This is a genomic window from Salinisphaera sp. RV14 (assembly GCF_052044135.1).
Lineage (GTDB): Bacteria > Pseudomonadota > Gammaproteobacteria > Nevskiales > Salinisphaeraceae > Salinisphaera.
Map to the genome: position 1 here is coordinate 136,116 of NZ_JBQDYF010000003.1, position 20,708 is coordinate 156,823.

The 20,708-nt window shown below is 64.5% G+C and carries 22 protein-coding genes; 12 read left to right on the plus strand and 10 right to left on the minus strand.

Going from position 1 to position 20,708, the window contains the following annotated elements:
- Positions 1–46: 46 nt before the first annotated feature.
- The gene (gene sufB / locus ACS8Y6_RS05060; protein WP_440848357.1) at positions 47–1,534 is read right to left on the minus strand and encodes a Fe-S cluster assembly protein SufB; all 1,488 of its coding nucleotides are present in this window, start codon (positions 1,532–1,534) and stop codon (positions 47–49) included.
- A 169-nt stretch (positions 1,535–1,703) separates the two neighbouring features.
- Between sufB and ACS8Y6_RS05065 the strand changes: the two genes are divergently transcribed.
- From ACS8Y6_RS05065 to ACS8Y6_RS05075, 3 genes are all read left to right on the plus strand, one after another.
- Positions 1,704–2,198 (plus strand): DUF3015 family protein, encoded by a 495-nt coding sequence (locus ACS8Y6_RS05065; RefSeq protein ID WP_440848358.1) that lies wholly within the window; start codon positions 1,704–1,706, stop codon positions 2,196–2,198.
- A gap of 84 nt (positions 2,199–2,282) precedes the next feature.
- Positions 2,283–2,726 carry an acyl-CoA thioesterase gene (locus ACS8Y6_RS05070; protein WP_440848359.1) on the plus strand — a complete coding sequence of 148 codons (444 nt, stop codon included), beginning with the start codon at positions 2,283–2,285 and terminating at the stop codon, positions 2,724–2,726.
- A 1-nt stretch (position 2,727) separates the two neighbouring features.
- Positions 2,728–3,006: a SelT/SelW/SelH family protein gene (locus ACS8Y6_RS05075; protein WP_440855101.1), complete on the plus strand. Its 279-nt coding sequence runs from the start codon at positions 2,728–2,730 to the stop codon at positions 3,004–3,006.
- 281 nt (positions 3,007–3,287) lie between these two features.
- Here the strand turns inward: ACS8Y6_RS05075 and ACS8Y6_RS05080 are convergent, their stop codons facing one another.
- Genes ACS8Y6_RS05080 through ACS8Y6_RS05090 form a run of 3 tightly spaced genes read right to left on the minus strand, consistent with a single transcriptional unit; the run spans position 3,288 to position 6,910 of the window.
- Positions 3,288–3,710, minus strand: a complete 423-nt coding sequence (locus tag ACS8Y6_RS05080) for a DUF3293 domain-containing protein (RefSeq protein ID WP_440848361.1) — start codon at positions 3,708–3,710, stop codon at positions 3,288–3,290.
- Between the two features lie 53 nt (positions 3,711–3,763).
- Entirely contained in the window at positions 3,764–6,226 is a 2,463-nt protein-coding gene (locus ACS8Y6_RS05085) for an acyl-CoA dehydrogenase (RefSeq protein ID WP_440855102.1), read from the minus strand.
- Between the two features lie 21 nt (positions 6,227–6,247).
- Positions 6,248–6,910: a TetR/AcrR family transcriptional regulator gene (locus ACS8Y6_RS05090; RefSeq protein WP_440855103.1), complete on the minus strand. Its 663-nt coding sequence runs from the start codon at positions 6,908–6,910 to the stop codon at positions 6,248–6,250.
- Positions 6,911–7,011: 101 nt separating this feature from the next.
- On the opposite strand from ACS8Y6_RS05090, the gene ACS8Y6_RS05095 reads away from it, so the two are divergent.
- On the plus strand, positions 7,012–7,452 hold the full coding sequence (locus ACS8Y6_RS05095; RefSeq protein ID WP_440848364.1) for an acyl-CoA thioesterase: 441 nt from the start codon (positions 7,012–7,014) through the stop codon (positions 7,450–7,452).
- Between the two features lie 50 nt (positions 7,453–7,502).
- On the opposite strand, the gene ACS8Y6_RS05100 is transcribed toward ACS8Y6_RS05095, so the two are convergent.
- Both ACS8Y6_RS05100 and purB read right to left on the minus strand, forming a co-directional pair.
- Positions 7,503–8,120 (minus strand): nitroreductase family protein, encoded by a 618-nt coding sequence (locus tag ACS8Y6_RS05100; protein WP_440848365.1) that lies wholly within the window; start codon positions 8,118–8,120, stop codon positions 7,503–7,505.
- A gap of 293 nt (positions 8,121–8,413) precedes the next feature.
- Positions 8,414–9,805 carry an adenylosuccinate lyase gene (purB, locus tag ACS8Y6_RS05105; protein WP_440848366.1) on the minus strand — a complete coding sequence of 464 codons (1,392 nt, stop codon included), beginning with the start codon at positions 9,803–9,805 and terminating at the stop codon, positions 8,414–8,416.
- A 139-nt stretch (positions 9,806–9,944) separates the two neighbouring features.
- Here purB and ACS8Y6_RS05110 point away from each other — a divergent pair, with 139 nt between their 5' ends.
- Complete coding sequence (locus ACS8Y6_RS05110) at positions 9,945–11,333, plus strand: class II fumarate hydratase (protein ID WP_440848367.1); 1,389 nt, start codon at positions 9,945–9,947, stop codon at positions 11,331–11,333.
- Positions 11,334–11,418: 85 nt separating this feature from the next.
- Positions 11,419–11,820 carry a hypothetical protein gene (locus ACS8Y6_RS05115; RefSeq protein WP_440848368.1) on the plus strand — a complete coding sequence of 134 codons (402 nt, stop codon included), beginning with the start codon at positions 11,419–11,421 and terminating at the stop codon, positions 11,818–11,820.
- A 50-nt stretch (positions 11,821–11,870) separates the two neighbouring features.
- Here the strand turns inward: ACS8Y6_RS05115 and ACS8Y6_RS05120 are convergent, their stop codons facing one another.
- Complete coding sequence (locus ACS8Y6_RS05120; RefSeq protein WP_440848369.1) at positions 11,871–12,317, minus strand: DUF6918 family protein; 447 nt, start codon at positions 12,315–12,317, stop codon at positions 11,871–11,873.
- Between the two features lie 231 nt (positions 12,318–12,548).
- Between ACS8Y6_RS05120 and ACS8Y6_RS05125 the strand changes: the two genes are divergently transcribed.
- Both ACS8Y6_RS05125 and ACS8Y6_RS05130 read left to right on the plus strand, forming a co-directional pair.
- The gene (locus ACS8Y6_RS05125) at positions 12,549–13,067 is read left to right on the plus strand and encodes a GNAT family N-acetyltransferase (RefSeq protein ID WP_440848370.1); all 519 of its coding nucleotides are present in this window, start codon (positions 12,549–12,551) and stop codon (positions 13,065–13,067) included.
- A 41-nt stretch (positions 13,068–13,108) separates the two neighbouring features.
- Positions 13,109–13,366, plus strand: coding sequence for a hypothetical protein (locus ACS8Y6_RS05130; RefSeq protein ID WP_440848371.1), 258 nt, complete (start codon positions 13,109–13,111; stop codon positions 13,364–13,366).
- 52 nt (positions 13,367–13,418) lie between these two features.
- Here ACS8Y6_RS05130 and ACS8Y6_RS05135 read toward each other — a convergent pair whose 3' ends face one another.
- The 3 genes from ACS8Y6_RS05135 to ACS8Y6_RS05145 form a co-directional block, all read right to left on the minus strand.
- Entirely contained in the window at positions 13,419–14,111 is a 693-nt protein-coding gene (locus ACS8Y6_RS05135; protein ID WP_440855104.1) for a glutathione S-transferase family protein, read from the minus strand.
- 198 nt (positions 14,112–14,309) lie between these two features.
- Positions 14,310–15,881 carry a BCCT family transporter gene (locus ACS8Y6_RS05140; protein WP_440848373.1) on the minus strand — a complete coding sequence of 524 codons (1,572 nt, stop codon included), beginning with the start codon at positions 15,879–15,881 and terminating at the stop codon, positions 14,310–14,312.
- A gap of 57 nt (positions 15,882–15,938) precedes the next feature.
- Positions 15,939–16,778 (minus strand): transglycosylase SLT domain-containing protein, encoded by an 840-nt coding sequence (locus ACS8Y6_RS05145; RefSeq protein ID WP_440848374.1) that lies wholly within the window; start codon positions 16,776–16,778, stop codon positions 15,939–15,941.
- A gap of 100 nt (positions 16,779–16,878) precedes the next feature.
- Here ACS8Y6_RS05145 and ACS8Y6_RS05150 point away from each other — a divergent pair, with 100 nt between their 5' ends.
- The 4 genes from ACS8Y6_RS05150 to uvrC all read left to right on the plus strand — a co-directional run bounded on the left by ACS8Y6_RS05150 (position 16,879) and on the right by uvrC (position 20,698).
- Positions 16,879–17,394: a disulfide bond formation protein B gene (locus ACS8Y6_RS05150; protein ID WP_440848375.1), complete on the plus strand. Its 516-nt coding sequence runs from the start codon at positions 16,879–16,881 to the stop codon at positions 17,392–17,394.
- Positions 17,395–17,408: 14 nt separating this feature from the next.
- On the plus strand, positions 17,409–17,888 hold the full coding sequence (rraA, locus tag ACS8Y6_RS05155; protein WP_440848376.1) for a ribonuclease E activity regulator RraA: 480 nt from the start codon (positions 17,409–17,411) through the stop codon (positions 17,886–17,888).
- A gap of 319 nt (positions 17,889–18,207) precedes the next feature.
- Positions 18,208–18,867, plus strand: a complete 660-nt coding sequence (locus tag ACS8Y6_RS05160; RefSeq protein ID WP_440848377.1) for a uracil-DNA glycosylase — start codon at positions 18,208–18,210, stop codon at positions 18,865–18,867.
- A 4-nt stretch (positions 18,868–18,871) separates the two neighbouring features.
- Positions 18,872–20,698 carry an excinuclease ABC subunit UvrC gene (gene uvrC / locus ACS8Y6_RS05165; protein WP_440855105.1) on the plus strand — a complete coding sequence of 609 codons (1,827 nt, stop codon included), beginning with the start codon at positions 18,872–18,874 and terminating at the stop codon, positions 20,696–20,698.
- Positions 20,699–20,708: the final 10 nt, after the last annotated feature.

Genomic DNA, 20,708 nt, shown 5'->3' on the forward strand with positions numbered 1-20,708 from the left:
CACTGGCGCCCGGGCCCGGAAAACGACTGCGCTTCGAGCCGCGGTCCTAGCCGACCGCGTTCTCCAGCGTGACGTTGAGAAGCTTCTGGGCCTCGACGGCGAATTCCATCGGCAGCTCCTTGAACACATCCTTGCAGAAGCCGTTGACAATCAGATTGACGGCGTCCTCTTCGGACAGGCCGCGCTGCTGACAGTAGAACATCTGGTCTTCGCCGATCTTCGAGGTCGTGGCCTCGTGTTCAAGCTTGGCCGTGCTGTTCCGGGATTCGACGTAAGGGAAGGTATGCGCGCCGCATTTATCGCCGATGAGCAGCGAGTCGCACTGCGTGAAGTTGCGCGCATTCGTCGCGCTCGGCAGGACCTTCACCAGGCCGCGATAGGCCTGCTCGCCTCGCACCGCCGAAATACCCTTGGCGATGATGGTCGACCTGGTGTTCTTGCCGATGTGAATCATCTTCGTGCCGGTATCGGCCTGCTGCATGCCGCGTGTCACAGCCACCGAATAGAACTCACCGACCGAGTCGTTGCCAGTGAGTACGCAACTCGGATATTTCCAGGTAATCGCAGAGCCTGTCTCGACCTGGGTCCAGGAGATCTTGGAGCGGTCGCCGCGGCATTCGCCGCGCTTGGTCACGAAATTGTAGATGCCGCCCTTGCCGTTTTCGTCACCCGGATACCAGTTCTGGACAGTCGAATACTTGATCCGGGCATCTTCCTCGGCCACCAGTTCGACTACTGCCGCATGCAGCTGGTTCTCGTCGCGCTGGGGCGCCGTGCAGCCTTCCAGGTACGACACTTCGCTGCCCGCTTCGGCCACGATCAGCGTCCGCTCGAACTGGCCGGTGTTTTCGGCGTTGATGCGGAAATACGTCGACAGCTCCATCGGGCATTTCACCCCCTTGGGGATGTAGACGAAGGAGCCGTCGGTGAACACGGCCGAGTTCAGGCCGGCGAAGAAATTGTCGCCGCGCGGCACCACGCTACCGAGGTGCTGGCGGACCAGCTCCGGATATTCCTGGATGGCTTCGGAAATCGAGCAGAAGATGACGCCGGCATCATGCAGTTTCTGCTTGAAGGTCGTGGCGACCGAAACGCTGTCGAAGACCGCATCCACCGCGACGTTGCTACCGGAGGTCGGGTACTGGGCCCCCTCCACACCGGCCAGCATTTCCTGCTCGCGTAGCGGGATGCCGAGCTTTTCGTAGGTTTCGAGCAGCTTCGGATCGACTTCGTCCAGGCTTTTCGGCTTGTCCTTGGCGGACTTGGGCGCCGAATAGTAGGAGATCTTCTGAAAATCGATCGGCGGATAGTGCAGATGCGGCCAACGGGGCATCTTCATCTGCTGCCACTGCCGATAGGCTTCGAGGCGCCATTCCAGCATCCATTCCGGTTCGTTCTTCTTGTCGGAAATGAACCGGATGACGTCCTCGTTCAGACCCGGGGCGACCGTATCGGACTCCAGATCCGTGACGAATCCGGCTTCATATTCGCGCGTGGCGACCAGTTCTTCGACGTCGTCCTGATGTGCGGCCATAGCAACTCGAATCTTGGTAGAAAGGTCGGTTATCGACCTGAAAGTATAACGCGAATGAGCCCCGGCTAATATCGCCGCGTACCCATACTTCCGATAGTGGGGCCCTATGAAACACCTTCAAGGCATTGCCTGGACACGGGCTTGCGTCGCCCGAGCCCGACGCGCTCTAATGAAGTCCGCCATGAATACGTTCAGGGAGAGCGCGATGCGCAGGATTGTAAGCTTGGGTGCGATAACCGGCTTCGGTCTCCTGGCCGCCGGTTGTTCGCAGGTCGCGGTGACTTCCAACACGCTGCTCAACGGTACCGCGCGCATTGCCGACGCGACGACCGATGCCGTCCGGGAAACCAGTCAGGCCACGACCGACTCGACGCGGAACAGCTTCGCCCAGACGCACAGGGCGCGCGAGAAATTCGTGCGTTCCCAGTATGCCATGCTCAAGAGTGAGGCGGCGCGCGGCTCGGGCGAGGATCTCGATGCACTGGCTTACATGATGCAGGCCCGCGATAAGTCGGCGTTCGAATCCCGGGTGCAGGCGAACTATCCCCAATTGTTCGCGGGCAAGCCCAGTGCCGACGCGTTCCTTTCGCGCCTTTACAAGGTGGTGGGGACGCCGCCGGATATGACCGCGGCAAGCGCGGCCGACACCCTGGCCGCGAGCTGATCCACCACGCGCCGTGATGTTGAGAAGCCAGCGCATGCCGCCGGCTTCTTTCGATTGCGCCTCGCGCACAACGGAAAGCCGGATATGGCGTTTGACAGACGGTGGGACATCGATGTCCCGTTCTACATCGAGATCGCGGTCGGCGCGGATGACATCGATCGGCTCGATCACGTCAACAACTCGGTGTACCTGCAATATATGGAACGGGCGGCCTGGGCGCATACGCTCGCGCTGGGGCTGGACTGGGATACCTATGTCGCGCTGGATGCCGCGTGCGTGGTGCGGCACCATAATCTCGATTACCTGATCGCCGCAAAGCTGGGGGATCGACTGCAGGTTGCCACCTGGATCGGCGAAAACGACGGTCGGATATCGATGTGGCGTTACTTCCAGATGCGCCGGGCCGACGACGGTCGCACCATCTTCCGCGCGCGGACCCAGTATGTGACGATTTGTCTGTCGAACGGCCGACCGTGCCGCATGCCGCCATCGTTCGCCGAGGCCTATGCGCCAGTCCACCGGGTCTGAAATGCCGCGGTCGCCGCGGGTGGCCATTCTGTATTGTCCGGCCTGCCGCTGGGTGGCGCGCGCGGCCTGGATGGGCCAGGAAATCCTGACCACGTTCGGGAGCGCGCTCGGCGAAGTGGCGCTGGTGCCGGCCGGGCGCGGGGTATTTCAGGTCTGGCTCGATGGCGAATGCCTGCACGATCGCGCCGCGGCTGGCGGGTTTCCCGAGACGAAACCGATCAAACAGATGATCCGCGATCGTATCGACCCCGACCGCGACCTCGGGCATTCTGAAGGGTAGATCGCTCGCCCGTCGGGTGGCGGCCCGGCGATGACCCGGGTGCCATCCGGGTTTGTACGGGTTTGTACGGGGTCGCCGCGGCCCAAGCGCTGTTGGGATGGGCCCTTATTAACCCGGCACGAAAATAGATGATTTTTCGGGTTGATAGCGCGAGTATGCGATCGCATGCTCGCCGCGGCCATCGGCCGCGAAGCCTTTGAAAATAAAAGACGGACAGGCGCCGGCTTTTATTTTTGAAGGCGTTAAAAACAGCGGATGAAGTCAGCTGTTTTGATGTCGGATTAATAAATCCAGACCAGGTCGACGCGTGCCCGATCGACCGCGACGATCGCGACCTGGCCGAAGCGTCGCGCCAGGTTGCGCGCCATGCCTTCTTCCATGCCGGCCACGAGCCAGCCGGGTTCGTTCGGCCAGTCGCCGGCGGTATCGCGGTTGACCGCGGCCAGACGGTCGAAACCGCGACGCTTGAGCAGGGTGTCGAGCACCTGGTGTCGCGCGCGGTTGTCGACCGCGGCGGCCGCTTCGGCGCCGGGGTTGTAGGCGGTGATCAGCCATGCCGGGGTGGCGCCATTGCGGACGCTCACCCAGTCGGCGAGCGTGGCGGGGGTTGCCCGATACAGGTTCAGGACGATGTTTTCGCCTCGATACTCGACGCAGTAGTCGGTGCTCTGGAACGTGTTGCTCAGTTCGCTGCGTTGGCGCATCGCAAAAAAAAGGCCCGGGATTGACCCGGGCCATGATGCGGTATGAAAAAGCGTTATGCCACGCGCGCTTCGTTGCGATGGTCTTCGTGGCGTTTGTGCGCCATGTCGGCCAGATAGTCCTTCGTAAAGGCGTCGGTCAGGATCGCGTCGTAGCGCATGCGATCGTATTCCGCGACCTGGTCCGCCTGTTCCTGGGTGAGGATGTGCTTTTCAACCGCGGACCGCAGACGTGCTTCGGTGTCAAGGCCATCCACCTCCCCCTTGGCAACCGCCTTGAAGAAGGTGTCGTAGATTGGCTCGACCTCGATCAGCTTGTTGAAGGTCGCCTCGATGCGCCCTGTCGCCGACTCCGGGTCGCGGCCGACATAGATATCGGCGGAAAGACGATCGCGGAACGCCGAGGGCTCCATTATAGCGTCGCCGAGCGCGTTGATCAGGCGATCACTCGGGCCCTTGTGTGCCATACCGGTCGGGAACACGAGCAGGCGCATGGCGCCGCCGACGAGGCCATTCGGGAAGTTGCGGAAGAAACCGTCGAAGGCCTTTTCGATCCTGGCCAGCGACTCGGCCATCACGTAATGCAGATGATCGACGTCTTCTTCCTTCTCGCCCTCGTCGTAGAAGTACTTGAGGGTGGCCGAGGCGAAGTACAGCTCGGACAACACATCACCGAGCCGGGCCGAGAGCAGTTCCTTGCGCTTGAGCTCACCACCGAGCAGGCCCATGGTGATATCGGAGCTGATGGCCAGGGCGGAGGAAAAGCGCTCGAGCTGCCGGTAATAGGGCGCGGCCACGCCGGATACCGGCGCCTTGGCGGTGATCGCGCCGGTCAGCCCGAAGGTGAAGGCGCGGGCAGCCCGGTTGACCGAGTAACCCACATGCGACCACAGCAGATCGTCGAAGTCGTCGAGGTTGTCCTCGCGCGCGGCTTCCATCTCCGGGAAGATATACGGGTGACAACGGATCGCGCCCTGGCCGAAGATCATCAGGCTGCGGGTGAGGATGTTGGCGCCCTCGACCGTGATCGCGATCGGAATCGACTGGTAGGAACTGGCCAGATAGTTGCGCGGGCCCTGCTGAATGCCGCGGCCGCCGTGAACGTCCATCGCGTCGTTGACGATCACGCGCATCCACTCGGTCATGTGGTATTTGGCCATGGCCGTGACCACCGACGGCGTGCACTTGTCCACGCCGGAGGCCGTCATCACGCGTGCGGCTTCCATCTTGTAGTTCAGGCCCGAGATGCGCGCGGTGGCTTCCTGCACGCCCTCGAACTTGCCCACCGGCAACTTGAACTGGCGGCGGATGCGCGTCCAGGCGCCGGTCATGCGATACGACATCTTGGCCGCGGCCGACGACAGCGCCGGCAGGGAAATGCCGCGCCCGGCGGACAGGCACTCGACCAGCATGCGCCAGCCGCCGCCGGCCTTCTCGGGGCCGCCGATGATGGCGTCCAGCGGCACGAATATGTCCTTGCCGTAAATCGGGCCATTCATGAACGCGCCGGGGTAATGCCGTTTGCCGATTTCCACGCCCGGCTCATCGGCCGAAATCAGGGCGCAGGTGATGCCGTAGTCGGTCTTGTCGGGATCGCCCAGCAGCCCTTCGGGATCGTGCAGGCGGAACGCCAGGCCGATGACCGTGGCCACCGGCGCCAGCGTGATCCAGCGTTTGGAGAAGGTCAGCTTCATGCCGAGCACTTCCTGACCCTGATATTCCCCCTTGCAGACGATGCCGTAGTCGGGCAGGGCGCCGGCATCGGACCCGACTTCCGGGCCGGTGAGGCCGAAACAGGGGATCTGGCTGCCATCGGCCAGGCCGGGCAGCCATTTGGCCTGTTGCTCCTTGGTGCCGTAGTGAATCAGGAGTTCGCCGGGCCCGAGCGAGTTCGGCACCATCACGGTCACCGCGGTGGTCAGCGAACGGGAGGCGATCTTGGCCACCACCGTCGACTGGGCCAGGGCCGAGAAACCCAGGCCGCCGTGCTCCTTGGGGATGAGCATGGCAAAGAACTTGTTCCTGCGGATGTAATCCCAGCCTTCGGGCGGGATATCGTGGCGCTCGTTAAGGATTTCCCACTCGTCGAGCATCGAACACAGCGTTTCGGTCTCGTTATCCAGAAACGAGCGTTCGCCTTCGGTGAGCTGGGTGCGGCGGAAATCCAGCAGATACTGCCAGTCGGGCTTGCCGCGGAACATTTCCGTCTCCCACCAGGTGCTGCCGGCTTCGAGCGCCTCGCGCTCGGTGTCCGACATCGGCGGCAGAACCGATTTGAACTTGGCGAATATGGGTTTGGTCGCGTAGCGCTTGCGTAGTCCGGGGGTGTTGAACAGCACAAGCGGCGGCACCAAGATGATCGCGGCGATCAGCAGGCCGAGCCAGCCGATCACGCCGGTAACGGCGAGACCGACGAAATACACGACGACCGCCGCGCTCCAGATGGCCAGCGCGGCGCCGGTATAGGCCAGCGCCCAGACCGCCGCGATGGCGATGACAAGGGCAACAAGAATGCTCATGGTGGGTTCCTCCGTGAATATCTAGCGTGACTGGGCCACGGCCGGCGAAGCCGCCGCCGGCGTGTCGGCGGTTCGGCCGCCGTTATCGTCGTTGTCTTCGGCCTGTGCTTCCGGGGGCAGCAGGCTGACCATCAAAAAGCGGACGTAGTCGGCGAACGCGGGATCGTCGGCGGCCGGCCATTCGCCGGGCAGATCGCGCCGGACCTGCAGCGAGCCGAGAAAGACCGAGTAGGTCTGCAATGCCCATTGCCGCGCGCGACCGGGCCCCAGACCCAGCGCGGCATAGCAGTCGATGAGAAATTGCAGGCGCCGGCGTGAGACGCGTTCGACGTATTCGCGCACGAACGACGGTTTGGTCGCACTCGACAGTGCGGTATAGATGCGGCTGGCGCGACGCGAGGTGTTCACTTCCGTCACCAGGCGTTTGATACGGGCGCGTGGATCGGTTTCCTGCTGCACGCGCGCCAGCACTTCGTCGGTTTCGCGCGCCTCCCAGCGCGCCAGGGCGGCCGTGAGCAGGGCATCGCGATTGGCGAAATGCCAGTAGAAACTGCCCTTGGTCACGCCCAGCTCGCGAGCCAGCGGTTCGACCGCCACGCCTTCGACGCCACGGCGCCCAATGGCTTCAAGCGCGGCTTCGGCCCAGTCCTGGGCAGAGAGGGCATTTTTCTGGCTCTTGGGCATTCGGGGTTCGCACCGTTAAGACTTCCGTATAATCTTGCGCAGTCGTCGTGTTCTGTCAATACGGCGGCGTATGGAATAACGGATGCAGTGCGAGGGAGGCCATGCGCGAACCGAACCGCTCAGACTATGCCCACATCACCCCGATCAAGGTGAAATGGGGCGAAATGGACAGCCTTGGCCATGTGAACAACACGGTCTTCTTTCGATATTCGGAAGACGGGCGCATCGATTACATCCACCGGATCACCGAGGGTGGCGACACCCAGACCAGCGATGGGCCGATCCTGGCGGATCTGCAATGCAGTTTCCGTCGCCAGTTGCGGTTTCCGGCGGATGTGGAGATCGGTACGCGCGTGCGGCGCCTCGGCCGATCGAGCCTGGAACTGGAGCAATGCCTGTTCGGCTCCGAGTCGGACGAGCCGATCGCGGTGTACACCAACGTCATCGTCTGGTTCGATTACGGCGCCCAGACCAGCATGCGCATCCCGGAAACCGTCCGCGAGCGGATCCGACGGCTGGAGCACATCGCGCCGGAGGAATAACAGCCGGTTGGCATAGGCTCCAGGTCGTGGCGGCGGGCTTTCCGGCGGGATCAGCGCTCGCGCTCGGGGAAGCCGTTGTCCATGAAGACATCGTCGACGGCAAGCTGGCCGGCGCGCGGGTGGGCGTCGGCCAGTGGTTTGCCGATGCATAACATCATGCAGATGCGATGATCCGGCGGTAGGTTGATCAAGTGTCCGACACGCTTGAAGTCGAAGCCGTCCATCGGGCACGACTCATAGCCCATCGCCTTGGCCGCCAGCATGGCGGTCTGCGCGGCCATGCCGCAGGAGCGCATGCCTTCGTCGCGCTGCAACATGTCGTCGTCGCGATAGAAGTGCCGGATTTCGCGCACCATCGACTCCGAGACATGCGCGGGCGCGTTCACCCAATAGCGCTCGGGCGATTTATCCCAGCTTTTCAGATCCATGCAGAACACGAGCAGCAGCGAGGCGTCGGTCACCTGCGACTGGCCCCAGGCGGCCTTGCGGATCTCGGTGCGCAGCGTACGGTCGCGCACGGCAACGAACCGCCAGTTCTGGATGTTGAAGGCGGTAGGCGACAGGATTACATGATCCATCAGTTCGCGGATTTCGGCCTCGCTCATCCGATGCGCGGGATCGAACTTGCGCACCGAGCGCCGCCGGCGGATCGCTTCGAGTACGTCCAATGCTAGTGTCCTGTCCTGGGTATTTTGTCGTATTCAGCGAGGCGGCGCGCGTTCGTGGCAAGGCGCGACGCGCCGGCCAGGGCATCCCCCTGGCCAAGCGGCGCAACGCCGTCCACGGGCGCGCGCCGCCTCGCCCCACACCCGATATTCCGAAGGGAACGCCTGTGCGCGCCCATCACTGCGTTGCGCTCCTTTGCCATAGGCACGCTATGGCCACGCTATGGCGCAGTCGCGCGCCTTGTGCTGGACCCGCACAGGCGTTCTGAATACGGCAAAATACCCAGGACAGGACACTATTCCTGACCGCCGTCGGCGGCACGCTGGGCCTGGCCCACCGCATTGCCGATGTAGTCCTGCGGGCGCATGGCCTTGAGCCGGCGCTTGTCGTCGGCGGTGATCTCGAGACTGTCGATGAAGGCATGCATGGCCTCGGCATCGAGCTTCTTGCCGCGCGTGAGTGCCTTGAGCTTTTCGTACGCGCCGGAGATACCGCGGGCGCGCATGACGGTCTGGATGGCTTCGCCGAGCACGATCCAGTTGTCGTCGAGGTCGGCATCCAGGCGTCTGGCGTCGGCTTCGAGCTTGCCCAGGCCGCGCAGCAGCGCATCGTAGGACAGGGTGGAATGCGCCAGACCGACGCCGAGATTCCGCAATACGGTGGAATCGGTCAGGTCGCGTTGCCAGCGCGAGATCGGGAGTTTGGCCGCCAGATGATCCATGATCGCGTTGCCCAGGCCGAGATTGCCTTCGGCGTTCTCGAAATCGATCGGGTTGACCTTGTGCGGCATGGTCGACGAGCCGACCTCGCCCTCGACCGTCGCCTGCCGGAAGTAGCCCAGCGAAATATAGCTCCAGATATCGCGCGAGAAATCCAGCAGGATCGTGTTCACGCGCATGACGGCATGGAAGAATTCGGCCACGTAGTCGTGCGGCTCGATCTGGGTGGTCGCCGGGCTGGTCGCTAGCCCCATGCCGGTGATGAAGCGTTCGGCAATGCCCGGCCAGTCGGCCTCCGGATAAGCCGCCAGATGCGCGTTGTAGTTGCCCACGGCCCCGTTCATCTTGCCCAGGATCTCGATAGCGGCCAGGGCGGCGCGTTGACGACGCAGGCGCTGGACGAACACGGCCATTTCCTTGCCCAACGTGGTCGGTGACGCCGACTGGCCGTGTGTGCGCGAGAGCATGGCGAAATCGGCATAGATATCCGCCATCGTGGCGATGGCCTCGATGACCTGATCCAGCCGCGGCAGCAGCACGTCGCTGCGGGCGTCGCGCAGCATCTGGGCATAGGCCAGATTGTTGATGTCCTCGGACGTGCACGCGAAGTGAATGAACTGGCTGACGTGGGCTATTTCGTCGAAGTGCTCGATCTTGTCGCGCAGGTAGTACTCGACGGCCTTCACGTCGTGATTCGTGGTGCGCTCGATGGTCTTGACCGCATCGGCCTCGCCTTCATCGAAGTCATCGATCAGAGATTCGAGATAGTCATTGGCCGCCTGCGACATTTCGCCGATCTCGGGGATCGCCGGCTCGGCGGCCAGCGCCTGGAACCAGCGGATCTCGACGATCAGCCGGTAACGAATCAACCCGTATTCGCTGCACATGGGGCGCAGGTCGGCGGTCTTGCCGCCGTAGCGGCCGTCGATCGGCGAAATCGCGGTCAGTGCGGTCAGTCGCGTCGGCATATGGGGAACATCCGTGAACGAAGGCGGTGATAGAATCGCGGATTCTACCGAATACAAGGTGCCGGCGTCGCCAGCGGTCGCCGGCATCGCTTTTGTCGCCGGCCCCGGGCCGGGATACCGCGTCGAGAAGGAGTCCGCGATGGCCGATCAGAACTACCGCATCGAAAAAGACAGCATGGGCGAACTGCGTGTGCCCAGGGACGCGTTGTGGGGCGCCCAGTCCCAGCGCGCGATCGAGAATTTCCCGATCTCCGATCTGCGCGCGCCGCGTGCCATGATCAACGCGCTCGGCCTGATCAAGGCCAGTGCGGCACAGGTCAACCGCGATCTCGGCCTGCTCGACGGCGATATCGCGGAAGCGATCATCGACGCCGGCAAGAAGGTTGCCGCCGGCGACTATGACGACCATTTTCCGGTCGATATCTTTCAGACCGGCTCGGGCACCTCGACCAACATGAACACCAACGAGGTGATCGCGCATGTCGCCAGCCAGACGGCGGGCCAGACGGTGCACCCGAACGATCACGTCAACATGGGCCAGTCGTCCAACGACACCATCCCGACGTCGATCCAGGTCGCCTCGGTGGTCGAGTGCGAACGACATCTGCTGCCGGCGCTGCGGCATCTGCGCGATACGCTGCACACCAAGGGCGAGGAGCTGTCCACGGTGGTCAAGACCGGGCGTACGCACCTGATGGATGCCATGCCGGTGCGGTTCGACCAGGAACTCGGCGGCTGGGCCGCGCAGATCGATTCCAACATCGCCCGCGTGGAATCGGCGCTCACGCGCATGCGGCGCCTGGCCCAGGGCGGCACCGCCGTGGGTACCGGCATCAACGCGCATCCCGAGTTCGGCGAGCGGATCGCCCGGGCGATCAGCGAGGTCGCGCGCTGCCCGTTCTCGACCAGCGAGAATTACTTCGAGTGCCTGTCCTCGCAGGACAGCGCGGTCGAACTCTCCGGCCAGCTCAATACCATCGCGGTGTCGATCATGAAGATCGCCAACGATCTGCGCTGGATGAACTCCGGCCCGCTGGCCGGCCTCGGCGAGATCCAGCTGCCGGCGCTCCAGCCCGGCTCGTCGATCATGCCGGGCAAGGTGAACCCGGTGATCCCCGAGGCCGCTACCATGGTCGCCGCCCAGGTCATGGGCAACCACACCACTATCACGGTGTCCGGCCAGGCCGGTAATTTCCAGCTCAACGTCATGCTGCCGGTCGTGGCCTACAACCTGCTGCAGTCCATCGAGTTGCTGACCAACACCGCGCGTGTGCTGGCGGACAAGGCGATCGCCGGTTTCACGGTCAACCAGGACAACCTCGACGATGCGTTGTCGAAGAACCCGATCCTGGTGACCGCGTTGAACTCGGTGATCGGTTACGACAAGGGCGCGGCCATCGCCAAACAGGCGTACAAGGAAGGGCGTCCGGTCAAGGAGCTGGCCATGGAACAGACCGATCTGTCCGAAGCCGAACTCGACCGGCTGCTCGACCCGGCCGGGCTCACCCAGGGCGGGATCAAGCAGTAAACGCGCCAGCGTTCGCCGAGCCGGGCGGCACGATGCCCATGTCGTGCCGCCCGCGTTGTTTCATGACCTGAAAGACGGGCCGCGCATGTCCCAAGATAAATCGAACCGGCCGGCGCCGGTGTTCTGGGCCCTCGTGCTGTTCTGGCTCAGCATCGTGCTCGGACTGCTCAAGCTGGGGCGCGTACTGTCGTTGCCCGCCGGGCCGGGAGGGCACTCGTTCGCGGTGTTCACCTTCATCGCGATCTATTCGCTCATGGCCCTGGTGACCATCTATCTGACGATGGGCGCATCCTGGGCCCGCGGGGCGATGCTGATTCTGTTCATCATCGGCATCCTGCCCGCGTTGCCGCTGGTGTTCATGCACTTTGGCGCCATTCCGCTGGCGGCGACGCTGACGTGTGGCCAGACGGTGGCGCAGAGCGTCGGCCTGTATCTGGTGTTCCGCGAGCCGGCGGCCAGCTGGTTCGGCCGACCGATCGGCCGCTGAGATCGGATCGCGCCGCACGGGGCGCGCCGGTCAACGCGTGCCCTTGGCGGTCAATCGGCGTATTTCGACATGACGCTGGCAATCCCCGGCATGGCGGCAACCACTTCGCGCTGGGCGCGCCCGCGCAGCCGCTGATAGCCGGATTTGACCACCCGATTGTTCACCTCGGCCACCCGGCGATCACTGACCGCGAGGAGAGCGTCGGCCACCTGGCTCTGATGGGCCATCAGATAATCGCGGAAATGCGTGTCCGGGTCGGCCTGGGCGCGGACATAGAACGGTTCCAGTGCATCCACGAATTGTGGCAGCAGGGCGCGCATGGCACTGTCGATCAGATTCGGCTTGGCTTTCCGTACGATGTTGAATCCGGTGCGCAGGGCCATGTTCTTCTTTTCGACCTCGCTGGCCACGAGTGCCTTGCTGTCCGCCAGAAGCTGCGGAAATACGGCATCGTCGAGAAGCTGCTGGGCCAGGGGACCCTTTTGTGTTTCGGACACGGCTGGAACCATTCGGTGCGGGATTGTGGCGGGAATGTTTCAGATTGGCCCGCAGCCGTCAATTCTGCGTGTTAAGCGGCCGTTTCGTATCTCGAAGCCCGACGGTGTGGGATAGGCGCGTCGGGCTGGTTCGCCTTGCCCCGTTTTCAACACCTCGATCGCCATCACTCGCACGAATACCGGTCAATCTCGCTAAGATACGGGGTAGAGTGACTCGACGAAGCAGGTGGAATGTTCACGATCGAGCCGGTTCAGGCACGACACCAGGCGGCGTTCCTTGAGGCAGCCCGGCGAAGTGTGGGTCTTCATCATCCCTGGATTTCGCCGCCTTGCACCGTGGCGGGTTTCCGCCAGCATCTAAGACGTTACGAGGCGATCAACCAGGCCAGCTATGTGGCCGTCGCTGGCGATCATTCACTCATCGGCTGCGTGCATATCAACGAAATCGTGCACGGGGCGCTGCAGTCCGCCTTCCTCGCGTATTTCGTGTTCGAGCCCTATCAAGGGCGCGGGCTCATGTCGCAGGTGCTCGCCCGGGTGATCGACCTCGCCTTCGATCGCCATGGCCTGCATCGGGTCGAGGCGAATGTTCAGCCGGCCAATCGAGCGTCGAAGGCGCTTGTCGAACGCCTGGGTTTTCGGCTGGAAGGCTTTTCCCCGCGTTATCTCAAGATCGGCGGCGATTGGCGCGATCACGAACGCTATGCGCTGACCGTGGAGGAATGGACGGCGCGGCCCGGGGCGCGCTGAGTGGCGCGTGTGGCCGGGATAACAGCCAGCGGAGGTGTCCAATGCTGCTGAATCTGTTGACCGTGGGCGCGGCCTGCGCGATGGGCGCGTTCCTGATCAGTCTGCGAATGGGGGATCGCGGCCGGATGCAGCGCTCGGGGGCGCTGTTCGTGGCGATGCTGGCGTTGCTGCTCGTCCGGCTCTATCCCCGATTCGAGATCGTGTTCGGGGCCATCGCCGTGGCCGCCGCGCTCGCTTATGCGATACCCGCGCTGCGGCATGCAGGCGCCCGGCGCCGCGACGATTCCGGCGATCGTTGAACGGCGCCGAGCCAGGCAAACCGGCCGTCGCGGCCGGTTTGCCGTCTGTCGGTCAGCCGCGGGCGCTGTTCTGCGGGAACATGTGGCGCCGGGCCTCGTCGTCCATCTCGGTCTTGAAGGCATGCCGGGATTTCAACGCACGTGCGCGTTGCGCTGCGGGCCGGGCCTCGATTTCGTCGAGCAACCGCTTGATCCGCGGAAAGTCCGACCAGACGCCCTGGTTGTCGAGAATGAACGGCACGCGGCTGCCCCAGCCCCATAACGCCATGTCGACGATGCCGTAGGCCTCGCCCGCCATGTAGCGGCGATCGGCCAGGTGTTGCTCGATCAACCCCCAGTGCCGACGGGCCTCGAAGTCGTAGCGATTGATGGCGTAGTCGTTGCCTTCGGGCGCGAAATGCCGGAAGTGCACGCACTGGCCCGAGTACGGACCGATGCCCGTGGCGATGAACATCAGCCACGACAGCGCCTGGCCGCGCTCGACCGGATCTTCCGGCAAGCGGTATTGGCCGGTCTTGTCGACCAGGTACAGCAGGATCGCGGTGCTGTCGAACACGCGCGCGCCAGTGTCGGTATCGACCATCGCCGGTGTCTTGGCGTTCGGATTGATCTTCAGGAATTCCGGGGCATGTTGCTCACCCTTGCGGGTGTCGACCGGTTTCAGCGCGTAGTCGAGGCCGCTTTCTTCCAGATAGAGTGCGACCTTCTCCGGGTTCGGTGAGGGGTGGTAATAGAATTCGATCATGATGTATCGCGCTAGGAATGAACGGCCCGACTGTGTATCGCGGGCCGCGCCGACGCAAACATTCGCGCTTCCGATACCCGGCTATGCGGCTTGCGCGCCGGTATCGCGGACCGGCTGTGGATAATTCGCGCCCTCGCGTGCTCGCCATCGGTGCTGTGGGCCGGCCCGCGCGCGTGGCGCAGGCCGGTGGATGGTCTGTCAATCGGCCAGTGTGATCGTGCCTGGCACGGCGGCGCGACGGTGTTCGGAGACCGCGAGTTCACGTCGCATGCTCTTCACCACGGCCACGCACATCAGAATCATGACCACCGAAAACGGCAGGCCGCCGACCAGCGAGGCGGTCTGCAGCGCCGACAGGCCGCCGGCGATGGCGAGCGCAATGCTGACGAGCCCCTGCAGCAGGACCCAGAACGCGCGGGTCGACACCGGGGGGCGCGTCATGCCGCCGGTGGACAGCACGGCGACCACGAACGCGCCCGAGTCCGCCGAGGTGACGAAGAAGGTCACGATGAGCACGATCGCCAGAATCGAGCTGAACGTGGCGAACGGCAGGCCGGCGAGGTAATCGAAGACGACCTGTTGTGTCGCGACATCGCCGAGTCCGCCGGCGCCGAACATCTCGCGGTGCAGTGCGGCCCAGCCCATGGTGCCGAACCACAGGAAAATGCCCAGGGTCGGGATGCAGAGTACGCCGAGAGCGAATTCGCGCACCGTGCGCCCGCGCGAGATGCGCGCCAGAAAAGTGCCCACGAACGGGCCCCAGGCGATCCACCAGGCCCAGAAGAATACCGTCCAGTAGGACTGCCACTTGTCGCTGCCGGTGGAGAAATCGGTTTCGAAGCTCGTTTGCAGGATGTGCTGGAAGTAGTAACCGAACGAGGCGGTCAGCGCCTTGAGCAGGAACACGGTGGGGCCGAACACGAACACGAAGGCCAGCAGCACCGCGGCCAGCAGGATGTTGAGGTTCGACAGCCACTTGATGCCGCGCGACAGGCCCGACAGCACGGAAACGCCGGCGGCCAGGCTGATCAGCGCGATGATGGTGATGCGCAGGTCGAGCGAGGAATGGGCGATGCCGAGATACTGCAGGCCGGTATTGATCTGGATGACGCCGAGGCCGAGCGAGGTCGCCAGCCCGAACACGGTGCCGATGATGGCCACGATATCGATCAGGTCGCCGATCCAGCCGTGCACCCAGCGCCCCAGCAGGGGTTCCAGGCCCCAGCGGATCGCCAGCGGGCGGCCGTGACGATGGGTGGCGAAGCCGAGCGCCAGCCCGACGATGATATAGATCGCGAACGCGCCCGCGCCCCATTCCATCCAGGTCAGCTGGATCGCATAGCGGGCGGCGGCGACGGTGTCCGAGGTCATGTGCCGCGGCGCGTGGTGGAAGTGGGCCACGGGCTCGGCCGTGCCGTAGAAGATGACTCCGATGCCGATGCCGGCCGAGAACAGCATCGTGTACCAGGACAGGCGTGAGAACTCCGGGCGCGAGTCGTCCGGCCCGAGCCGGAGTGTGCCGAAGCGGCTGCAGCCCACCCAGATGCAGAAGCCGATGAAGCCGGCGCAGATGAAGATGTAGTACCAGCCGAAGTAATGGACGATATCGGCCAGCAGCACATTGAACACGCCCGACATGGTTTCGGGCCAGAGCATGGTCGCGGCGACCAGTGTGAGGATGAGCGTGACCACGGGGTAGAACACGCGCCCGGCCAGTTGCAGCGGGCCATGGCGTTGGACGACCGGCGTGGTCGGCATGAAATCGGACAAGTCGGGTTCCTTGAAAGGGTTCGAGTGATTGAAGGGGCGACCGGCGCGATGCGCCGATCAGTCGAGATGCGGCGCGATCAGCGCCTGGTAACCGCGTACGCGCTCGACATAGGCGACCACGCCGCCGCCGCGGGCATAACCGTGGGGCAGGTCGGTGTAGTAACGCGGCTCGGCCAGCAGCGGCAGCACCTGCTTGAGATCGGACCATAGATGCGGGTTCTTGCCGAGCCGCCGCGCCAGCGTCTGCGCATCGCGCAGATGGCCCAGGCCCATGTTGTACGCAGCCAGTGCGAAATCGTTGCGATCGGGCAGGGGGACCTTGCTCGAAACCCGGACACGCATTCGTGCCAGATAGTGAGCGCCGCCGCGCACGCTTGCCACGGCGGAGAGTCGGTGGGTCACGCCCACCGTCCGCGCTGTCGAAGGCGACAGCATCATCATGCCGGCAGCGCTGTGATGGGTCGCGCGCGGGTGCCATTTGGACTCGATGTAGGCGACCGCGGCGAGCAGCGAGGCCGGGAAGCCATAAGCCCGGCCGGCATTTGCGAACAGCTGGTTGTAGCGCGGCAGCGTCGTGTGCAGCCGCCGTCCGAGGTCCTGCCGCTGGCGCGGGCTCAGTCCCGGCCGCGGCGCATCGGCTCGCGGGCCGGGGGGAAGCGCTGCGATCTCGCGCAGCACGGCGGCCGGGCGGGATGAGGCCGACCACGGGTCTACGAAGCGCGGCCAGGGGGTGTTTCCCGGTGCCAGAAGGTGCCCGACGCCGGGAAACAAGCCGTGCCCGAGCCGATCGAGACGTGCCGGCGCCGCCCCGGGTGCGGCGGCTGCCCCGATGCCGGAAAGACTCCCGGCGATCAGCAACGCACTCGCGGCCCGGGCCACGACACGAGGTGGCGTCATGGCAAGGCACGCAGTGTCATCATGCACTTCATGATAACAGACGACCGCGCGGCCTCCACCTGCGTTGCCGCCGGCCGGACGCTGTGGGAATATCCCGTCGATGACTTCTCGCCTGTATTTCGCCGCGGGGTTCGCCGCCGCCTTCGCCGCGCTGGTTCTGGTCTACCTGCTGCAATACGTCGGCGGGCTCGAGCCCTGTCCGCTGTGTATTTTCCAGCGCGTGGCCATGGCCGGCGTGGCGTTGTTCTGCCTGGTGGGCTGGATCCATGGTCCGGGCGCGCTGGCGCACCGTGTCTACGCTGGGCTGGCCGGCCTGGCGGCTCTTGCCGGCGCCGCGATCGCCGCGCGCCACGTCTGGCTCATGCATCTGCCGGCCGACCAGGTGCCCGCCTGCGGTCCCGGCCTGAATTACCTGATCCACATCATGCCGTTGCAGGAGGTGGTGTCGGTCGTGCTGCGCGGTGATGCCAGCTGTGCCACGGTCAAGGGCGCGTTCCTCGGCCTGAGTCTGCCGGCCTGGTCCTTGATTTATTTCATCCTGTTGAGTGGCGGTGCGCTGGCGGGCCTGTGCGGTCTCGGCGCGCGTCCTGCGGCGTCACGTTATTACGCGTCCTGAGCAAGGAGACTTTCATGTATCCCGTAACCGATCTGTGCGACGAGTTCGCCGATCAGCTGCAGATTCTGGAGCCGATGTTCACCGACTTCGGCGGCCGGCTCGCCTTCGGCGGCCCCATCAGTACCGTGAAGTGCTTCGAGGATAATTCGCTGGTGCGGCTCGCGCTGGAAGAGCCCGGCGCCGGCCGCGTACTGGTGGTCGATGGCGGTGGTTCCGATCGCTGCGCGCTGCTGGGCGACAATCTCGCCCAACTCGCGATCGACAACGAATGGGCCGGCGTCATCGTCTATGGCTGTATCCGTGATGCCGAGGCGATCTCGCAGATGGATGTCGCGGTCAAGGCGCTGAATACCCATCCGCTCAAGTCGGACAAGAAGAATGTCGGCGAACGAGACGTACCAGTCCGCTTCGCCGGCGTGTCGTTCATGCCCGAAGACTGGCTCTACGCCGATCTCGACGGGATCGTGGTCTCCAATGCCGAGTTGGCATTATAGAACGACGCGTCTGGGCGTCACCGAATGATCGTCGATCATCCGGCCCAGGCCCCGATCCGCGTCATTCTGCGTCCTGTTAGACCGCGGTTCCTGGCCTGGCCCGTGCTCCGACGACTTCGGCGCGTCGAGGCCTGGTCCGTGATCGCACGCGGCGCGGCCCTGCCGGTCGGCGGGCGGTGCGCGGGGCCGCTCGCCGTGTCCGATCCGGTGGATTGCATGTCGAGCGGGCGGCCTCACCGAGCGCCATAGCCGGCTCGACCGACCGGTGGTAATGAATAACCCGCATGTCCGGACTGCGCGCCGGAATGGAGGAGAGGGGATGCGCGAACCCGCGCCCCATTGTCGTCGTTGTCCGCGTCTGGTGGCATTGCGCCGGGAGATGCGGCGCGCTTTCCCGGCGCATCACGGCGCGCCCGTGCGCGCGTTCGGCCCGCCGAATGCGGCACTGCTGGTGATCGGGCTCGCGCCCGGGCTTCACGGTGCCCACGCGACCGGGCGTCCATTCACCGGCGACGACGCGGGCAGCTTGCTCTATGCCACCTTGCACGCCCACGGCTTTGCCGGCGCGCCCCGCTCGGTTGGCCGGGACGACGGTCTCGAACTTTACGACTGCCGCATAACCAACGCGGTGAAATGCCTGCCGCCGGACAATCGCCCGATCGCCGCCGAGATCCACACCTGTAATCGATTTCTGGTCGACGAGATGGCCGCCGCGCGGGTGCTGGTGACGCTCGGCGGGCTGGCCCACAAGGCCACCGTGCGGGCGCTTGGCCTGCGCCAGGTGGCTTATCCCTTCGGCCATGCCGCGGCATACACGCTGGCTGATGGGCGCCGGCTGATCGCCTCCTATCATTGCAGCCGCTACAACCAGAATACGCGCCGGCTCACGCCCGCCATGTTCGACGCGGTATTCGCCCGGGCGCGAGCGGCGGTGGATGCAATGCGCGACTTGTCATCAACCGCTTCGGGCGCATCATAGAACCATGACCGACGAGACCGGATTCGACCCCAACCGCTACGTCCGACAGCTGACCACGCGCCCCGGCGTCTATCGCATGTATAACGCCGCCGGCGAGGTGCTCTACGTCGGCAAGGCCAAGAATCTCAAAAAGCGCGTATCGAGTTACTTCCTCCGCGCCTCGGGCAGCGCCAAGACCGAGGCGATGCTCGATCAGGTGGCCAATATCGAGGTCACCGTCACCCATACTGAAGACGATGCGCTGCTGCTCGAGTCGACGCTGATCAAAAAGCACCGGCCGCGCTACAACGTGGTGCTGCGTGACGACAAGAGCTATCCCTATCTGCTGCTCACGGGCGACAACGACTATCCGCGGGTGGTCTATCACCGCGGCGCGCAGAAGCGTAAAGGCCATTATTTTGGCCCGTTCCCCAGTTCCGGCGCGGTGAAGAATACGGCGGATACGCTGATGCGGCTGTTCAAGCTGCGCAACTGTCGCGACAGCTATTTCGAGAACCGATCGCGGCCTTGTCTGCAATACCAGATCAAGCGCTGCAGCGCGCCCTGCGTGGGCTACATCAGCGCCGAGGACTACGCGCGCGATGTGTCCGACGCGGTGGAAATGCTGGAAGGGCGCAACGAAAAACTCATCGATCGGCTGGTCCAGGACATGGAGGCCGCGTCGGCCCGGCTCGATTTCGAGACCGCGGCCCGCCTGCGCGAGAAGATCTCGGCGCTGCGCCGGCTCCAGGCGCAGAGCCAGACCGTGGGCGGCAAGGGCGACTTCGACCTGATCTGCGGCGCCATCGACGCTGGTGTGGCCGCGGTGGTGGTGGTGACGGTGCGGGGCGGCATCAATCTCGGCCATCGCAGCTTCTTCCCCAGCGCGCCGTCGGGCACCCAGATTGGCGACGCGATGGCCGCGTTCATCAGTCAGTACTACATCGACCGGCCGGCCCCGCCGGAGCTTCTGGTCGACCCGATGCCCGTCGACGACGCCGAACTGGCCGAGAGCCTCTCGGCGCGAGGCAAGCGGCGCGTGGCCATCAAGACCAACGTACGCGGCGAGCGTCGCCGCTGGCTGGAAAACACACGCGCCACGCTCGAGCAGACGCTGTCGGCCAAACTCGCCAGCCGCGCGGGCGTGGAGAAGCGCCTGACCGCACTGGCCGAGGCGCTTGGGCTGAACGACCCGCCGATGCAGATGGCCTGTTTCGATATCAGCCATACCCGGGGCGAGAAGACGGTGGCCTCGTGCGTAGTGTTCGAGGCCGGGGCGCCGAACAAATCGGCGTATCGGCGCTTCAATATCACCGGCATCGAACCGGGGGACGATTATGCGGCGATGCGCCAGGCCGTGACGCGCCGCTTCAAACGGGTCAAGGCCGGCGAAGCGAAACTGCCCGACCTGCTGCTCATCGATGGCGGCAAGGGCCAGCTGGGCGTGGCCCGGGAGGCGCTCGACGAGCTTGGAGTCAGCGGCGTGCAGCTGCTGGGCGTTGCCAAGGGCACGACGCGCAAGCCGGGCCTGGAACAGCTGTTTTTGCCGGGGCAGAATGCACCTCTTATACTGCCAGCCGACTCACCGGGGCTGCATTTGATCCAACAGATCAGGGATGAGGCGCATCGTTTCGCGATTGCCGCGCATCGAGGCCAGCGAGGCAAGGCGCGCAGCGCCTCGGTTCTCGACGGCGTCGAAGGGTTGGGGCCGAAACGACGGAAAAGCCTCCTGCAGACCTTCGGCGGACCACGCGAGGTGGCGCGGGCCGGCGTTTCCGATCTGGCGCGCGTCGACGGCATCAGTACCGCCATGGCGCAGCGGATCTACGATTATTTTCACGACACGGCGTAAGCGAACGCCC

Excerpts from the sequence above, each read along its gene's own strand:
- ACS8Y6_RS05150 (WP_440848375.1), top strand. The coding sequence starts at position 16,879 with ATGACTTCTCGCCTGTATTTCGCCGCGGGGTTCGCCGCCGCCTTCGCC.
- uvrC (WP_440855105.1), top strand. The coding sequence starts at position 18,872 with ATGACCGACGAGACCGGATTCGACCCCAACCGCTACGTCCGACAGCTG.
- ACS8Y6_RS05095 (WP_440848364.1), top strand. The coding sequence starts at position 7,012 with ATGCGCGAACCGAACCGCTCAGACTATGCCCACATCACCCCGATCAAG.
- ACS8Y6_RS05065 (WP_440848358.1), top strand. The coding sequence starts at position 1,704 with ATGAAGTCCGCCATGAATACGTTCAGGGAGAGCGCGATGCGCAGGATT.
- rraA (WP_440848376.1), top strand. The coding sequence starts at position 17,409 with ATGTATCCCGTAACCGATCTGTGCGACGAGTTCGCCGATCAGCTGCAG.
- ACS8Y6_RS05115 (WP_440848368.1), top strand. The coding sequence starts at position 11,419 with ATGTCCCAAGATAAATCGAACCGGCCGGCGCCGGTGTTCTGGGCCCTC.
- ACS8Y6_RS05160 (WP_440848377.1), top strand. The coding sequence starts at position 18,208 with ATGCGCGAACCCGCGCCCCATTGTCGTCGTTGTCCGCGTCTGGTGGCA.
- purB (WP_440848366.1), bottom strand. The coding sequence starts at position 9,805 with ATGCCGACGCGACTGACCGCACTGACCGCGATTTCGCCGATCGACGGC.
- ACS8Y6_RS05075 (WP_440855101.1), top strand. The coding sequence starts at position 2,728 with ATGCCGCGGTCGCCGCGGGTGGCCATTCTGTATTGTCCGGCCTGCCGC.
- sufB (WP_440848357.1), bottom strand. The coding sequence starts at position 1,534 with ATGGCCGCACATCAGGACGACGTCGAAGAACTGGTCGCCACGCGCGAA.
- ACS8Y6_RS05090 (WP_440855103.1), bottom strand. The coding sequence starts at position 6,910 with ATGCCCAAGAGCCAGAAAAATGCCCTCTCTGCCCAGGACTGGGCCGAA.
- ACS8Y6_RS05130 (WP_440848371.1), top strand. The coding sequence starts at position 13,109 with ATGCTGCTGAATCTGTTGACCGTGGGCGCGGCCTGCGCGATGGGCGCG.
- ACS8Y6_RS05070 (WP_440848359.1), top strand. The coding sequence starts at position 2,283 with ATGGCGTTTGACAGACGGTGGGACATCGATGTCCCGTTCTACATCGAG.
- ACS8Y6_RS05080 (WP_440848361.1), bottom strand. The coding sequence starts at position 3,710 with ATGCGCCAACGCAGCGAACTGAGCAACACGTTCCAGAGCACCGACTAC.
- ACS8Y6_RS05145 (WP_440848374.1), bottom strand. The coding sequence starts at position 16,778 with ATGACGCCACCTCGTGTCGTGGCCCGGGCCGCGAGTGCGTTGCTGATC.
- ACS8Y6_RS05135 (WP_440855104.1), bottom strand. The coding sequence starts at position 14,111 with ATGATCGAATTCTATTACCACCCCTCACCGAACCCGGAGAAGGTCGCA.
- ACS8Y6_RS05125 (WP_440848370.1), top strand. The coding sequence starts at position 12,549 with ATGTTCACGATCGAGCCGGTTCAGGCACGACACCAGGCGGCGTTCCTT.
- ACS8Y6_RS05110 (WP_440848367.1), top strand. The coding sequence starts at position 9,945 with ATGGCCGATCAGAACTACCGCATCGAAAAAGACAGCATGGGCGAACTG.
- ACS8Y6_RS05085 (WP_440855102.1), bottom strand. The coding sequence starts at position 6,226 with ATGAGCATTCTTGTTGCCCTTGTCATCGCCATCGCGGCGGTCTGGGCG.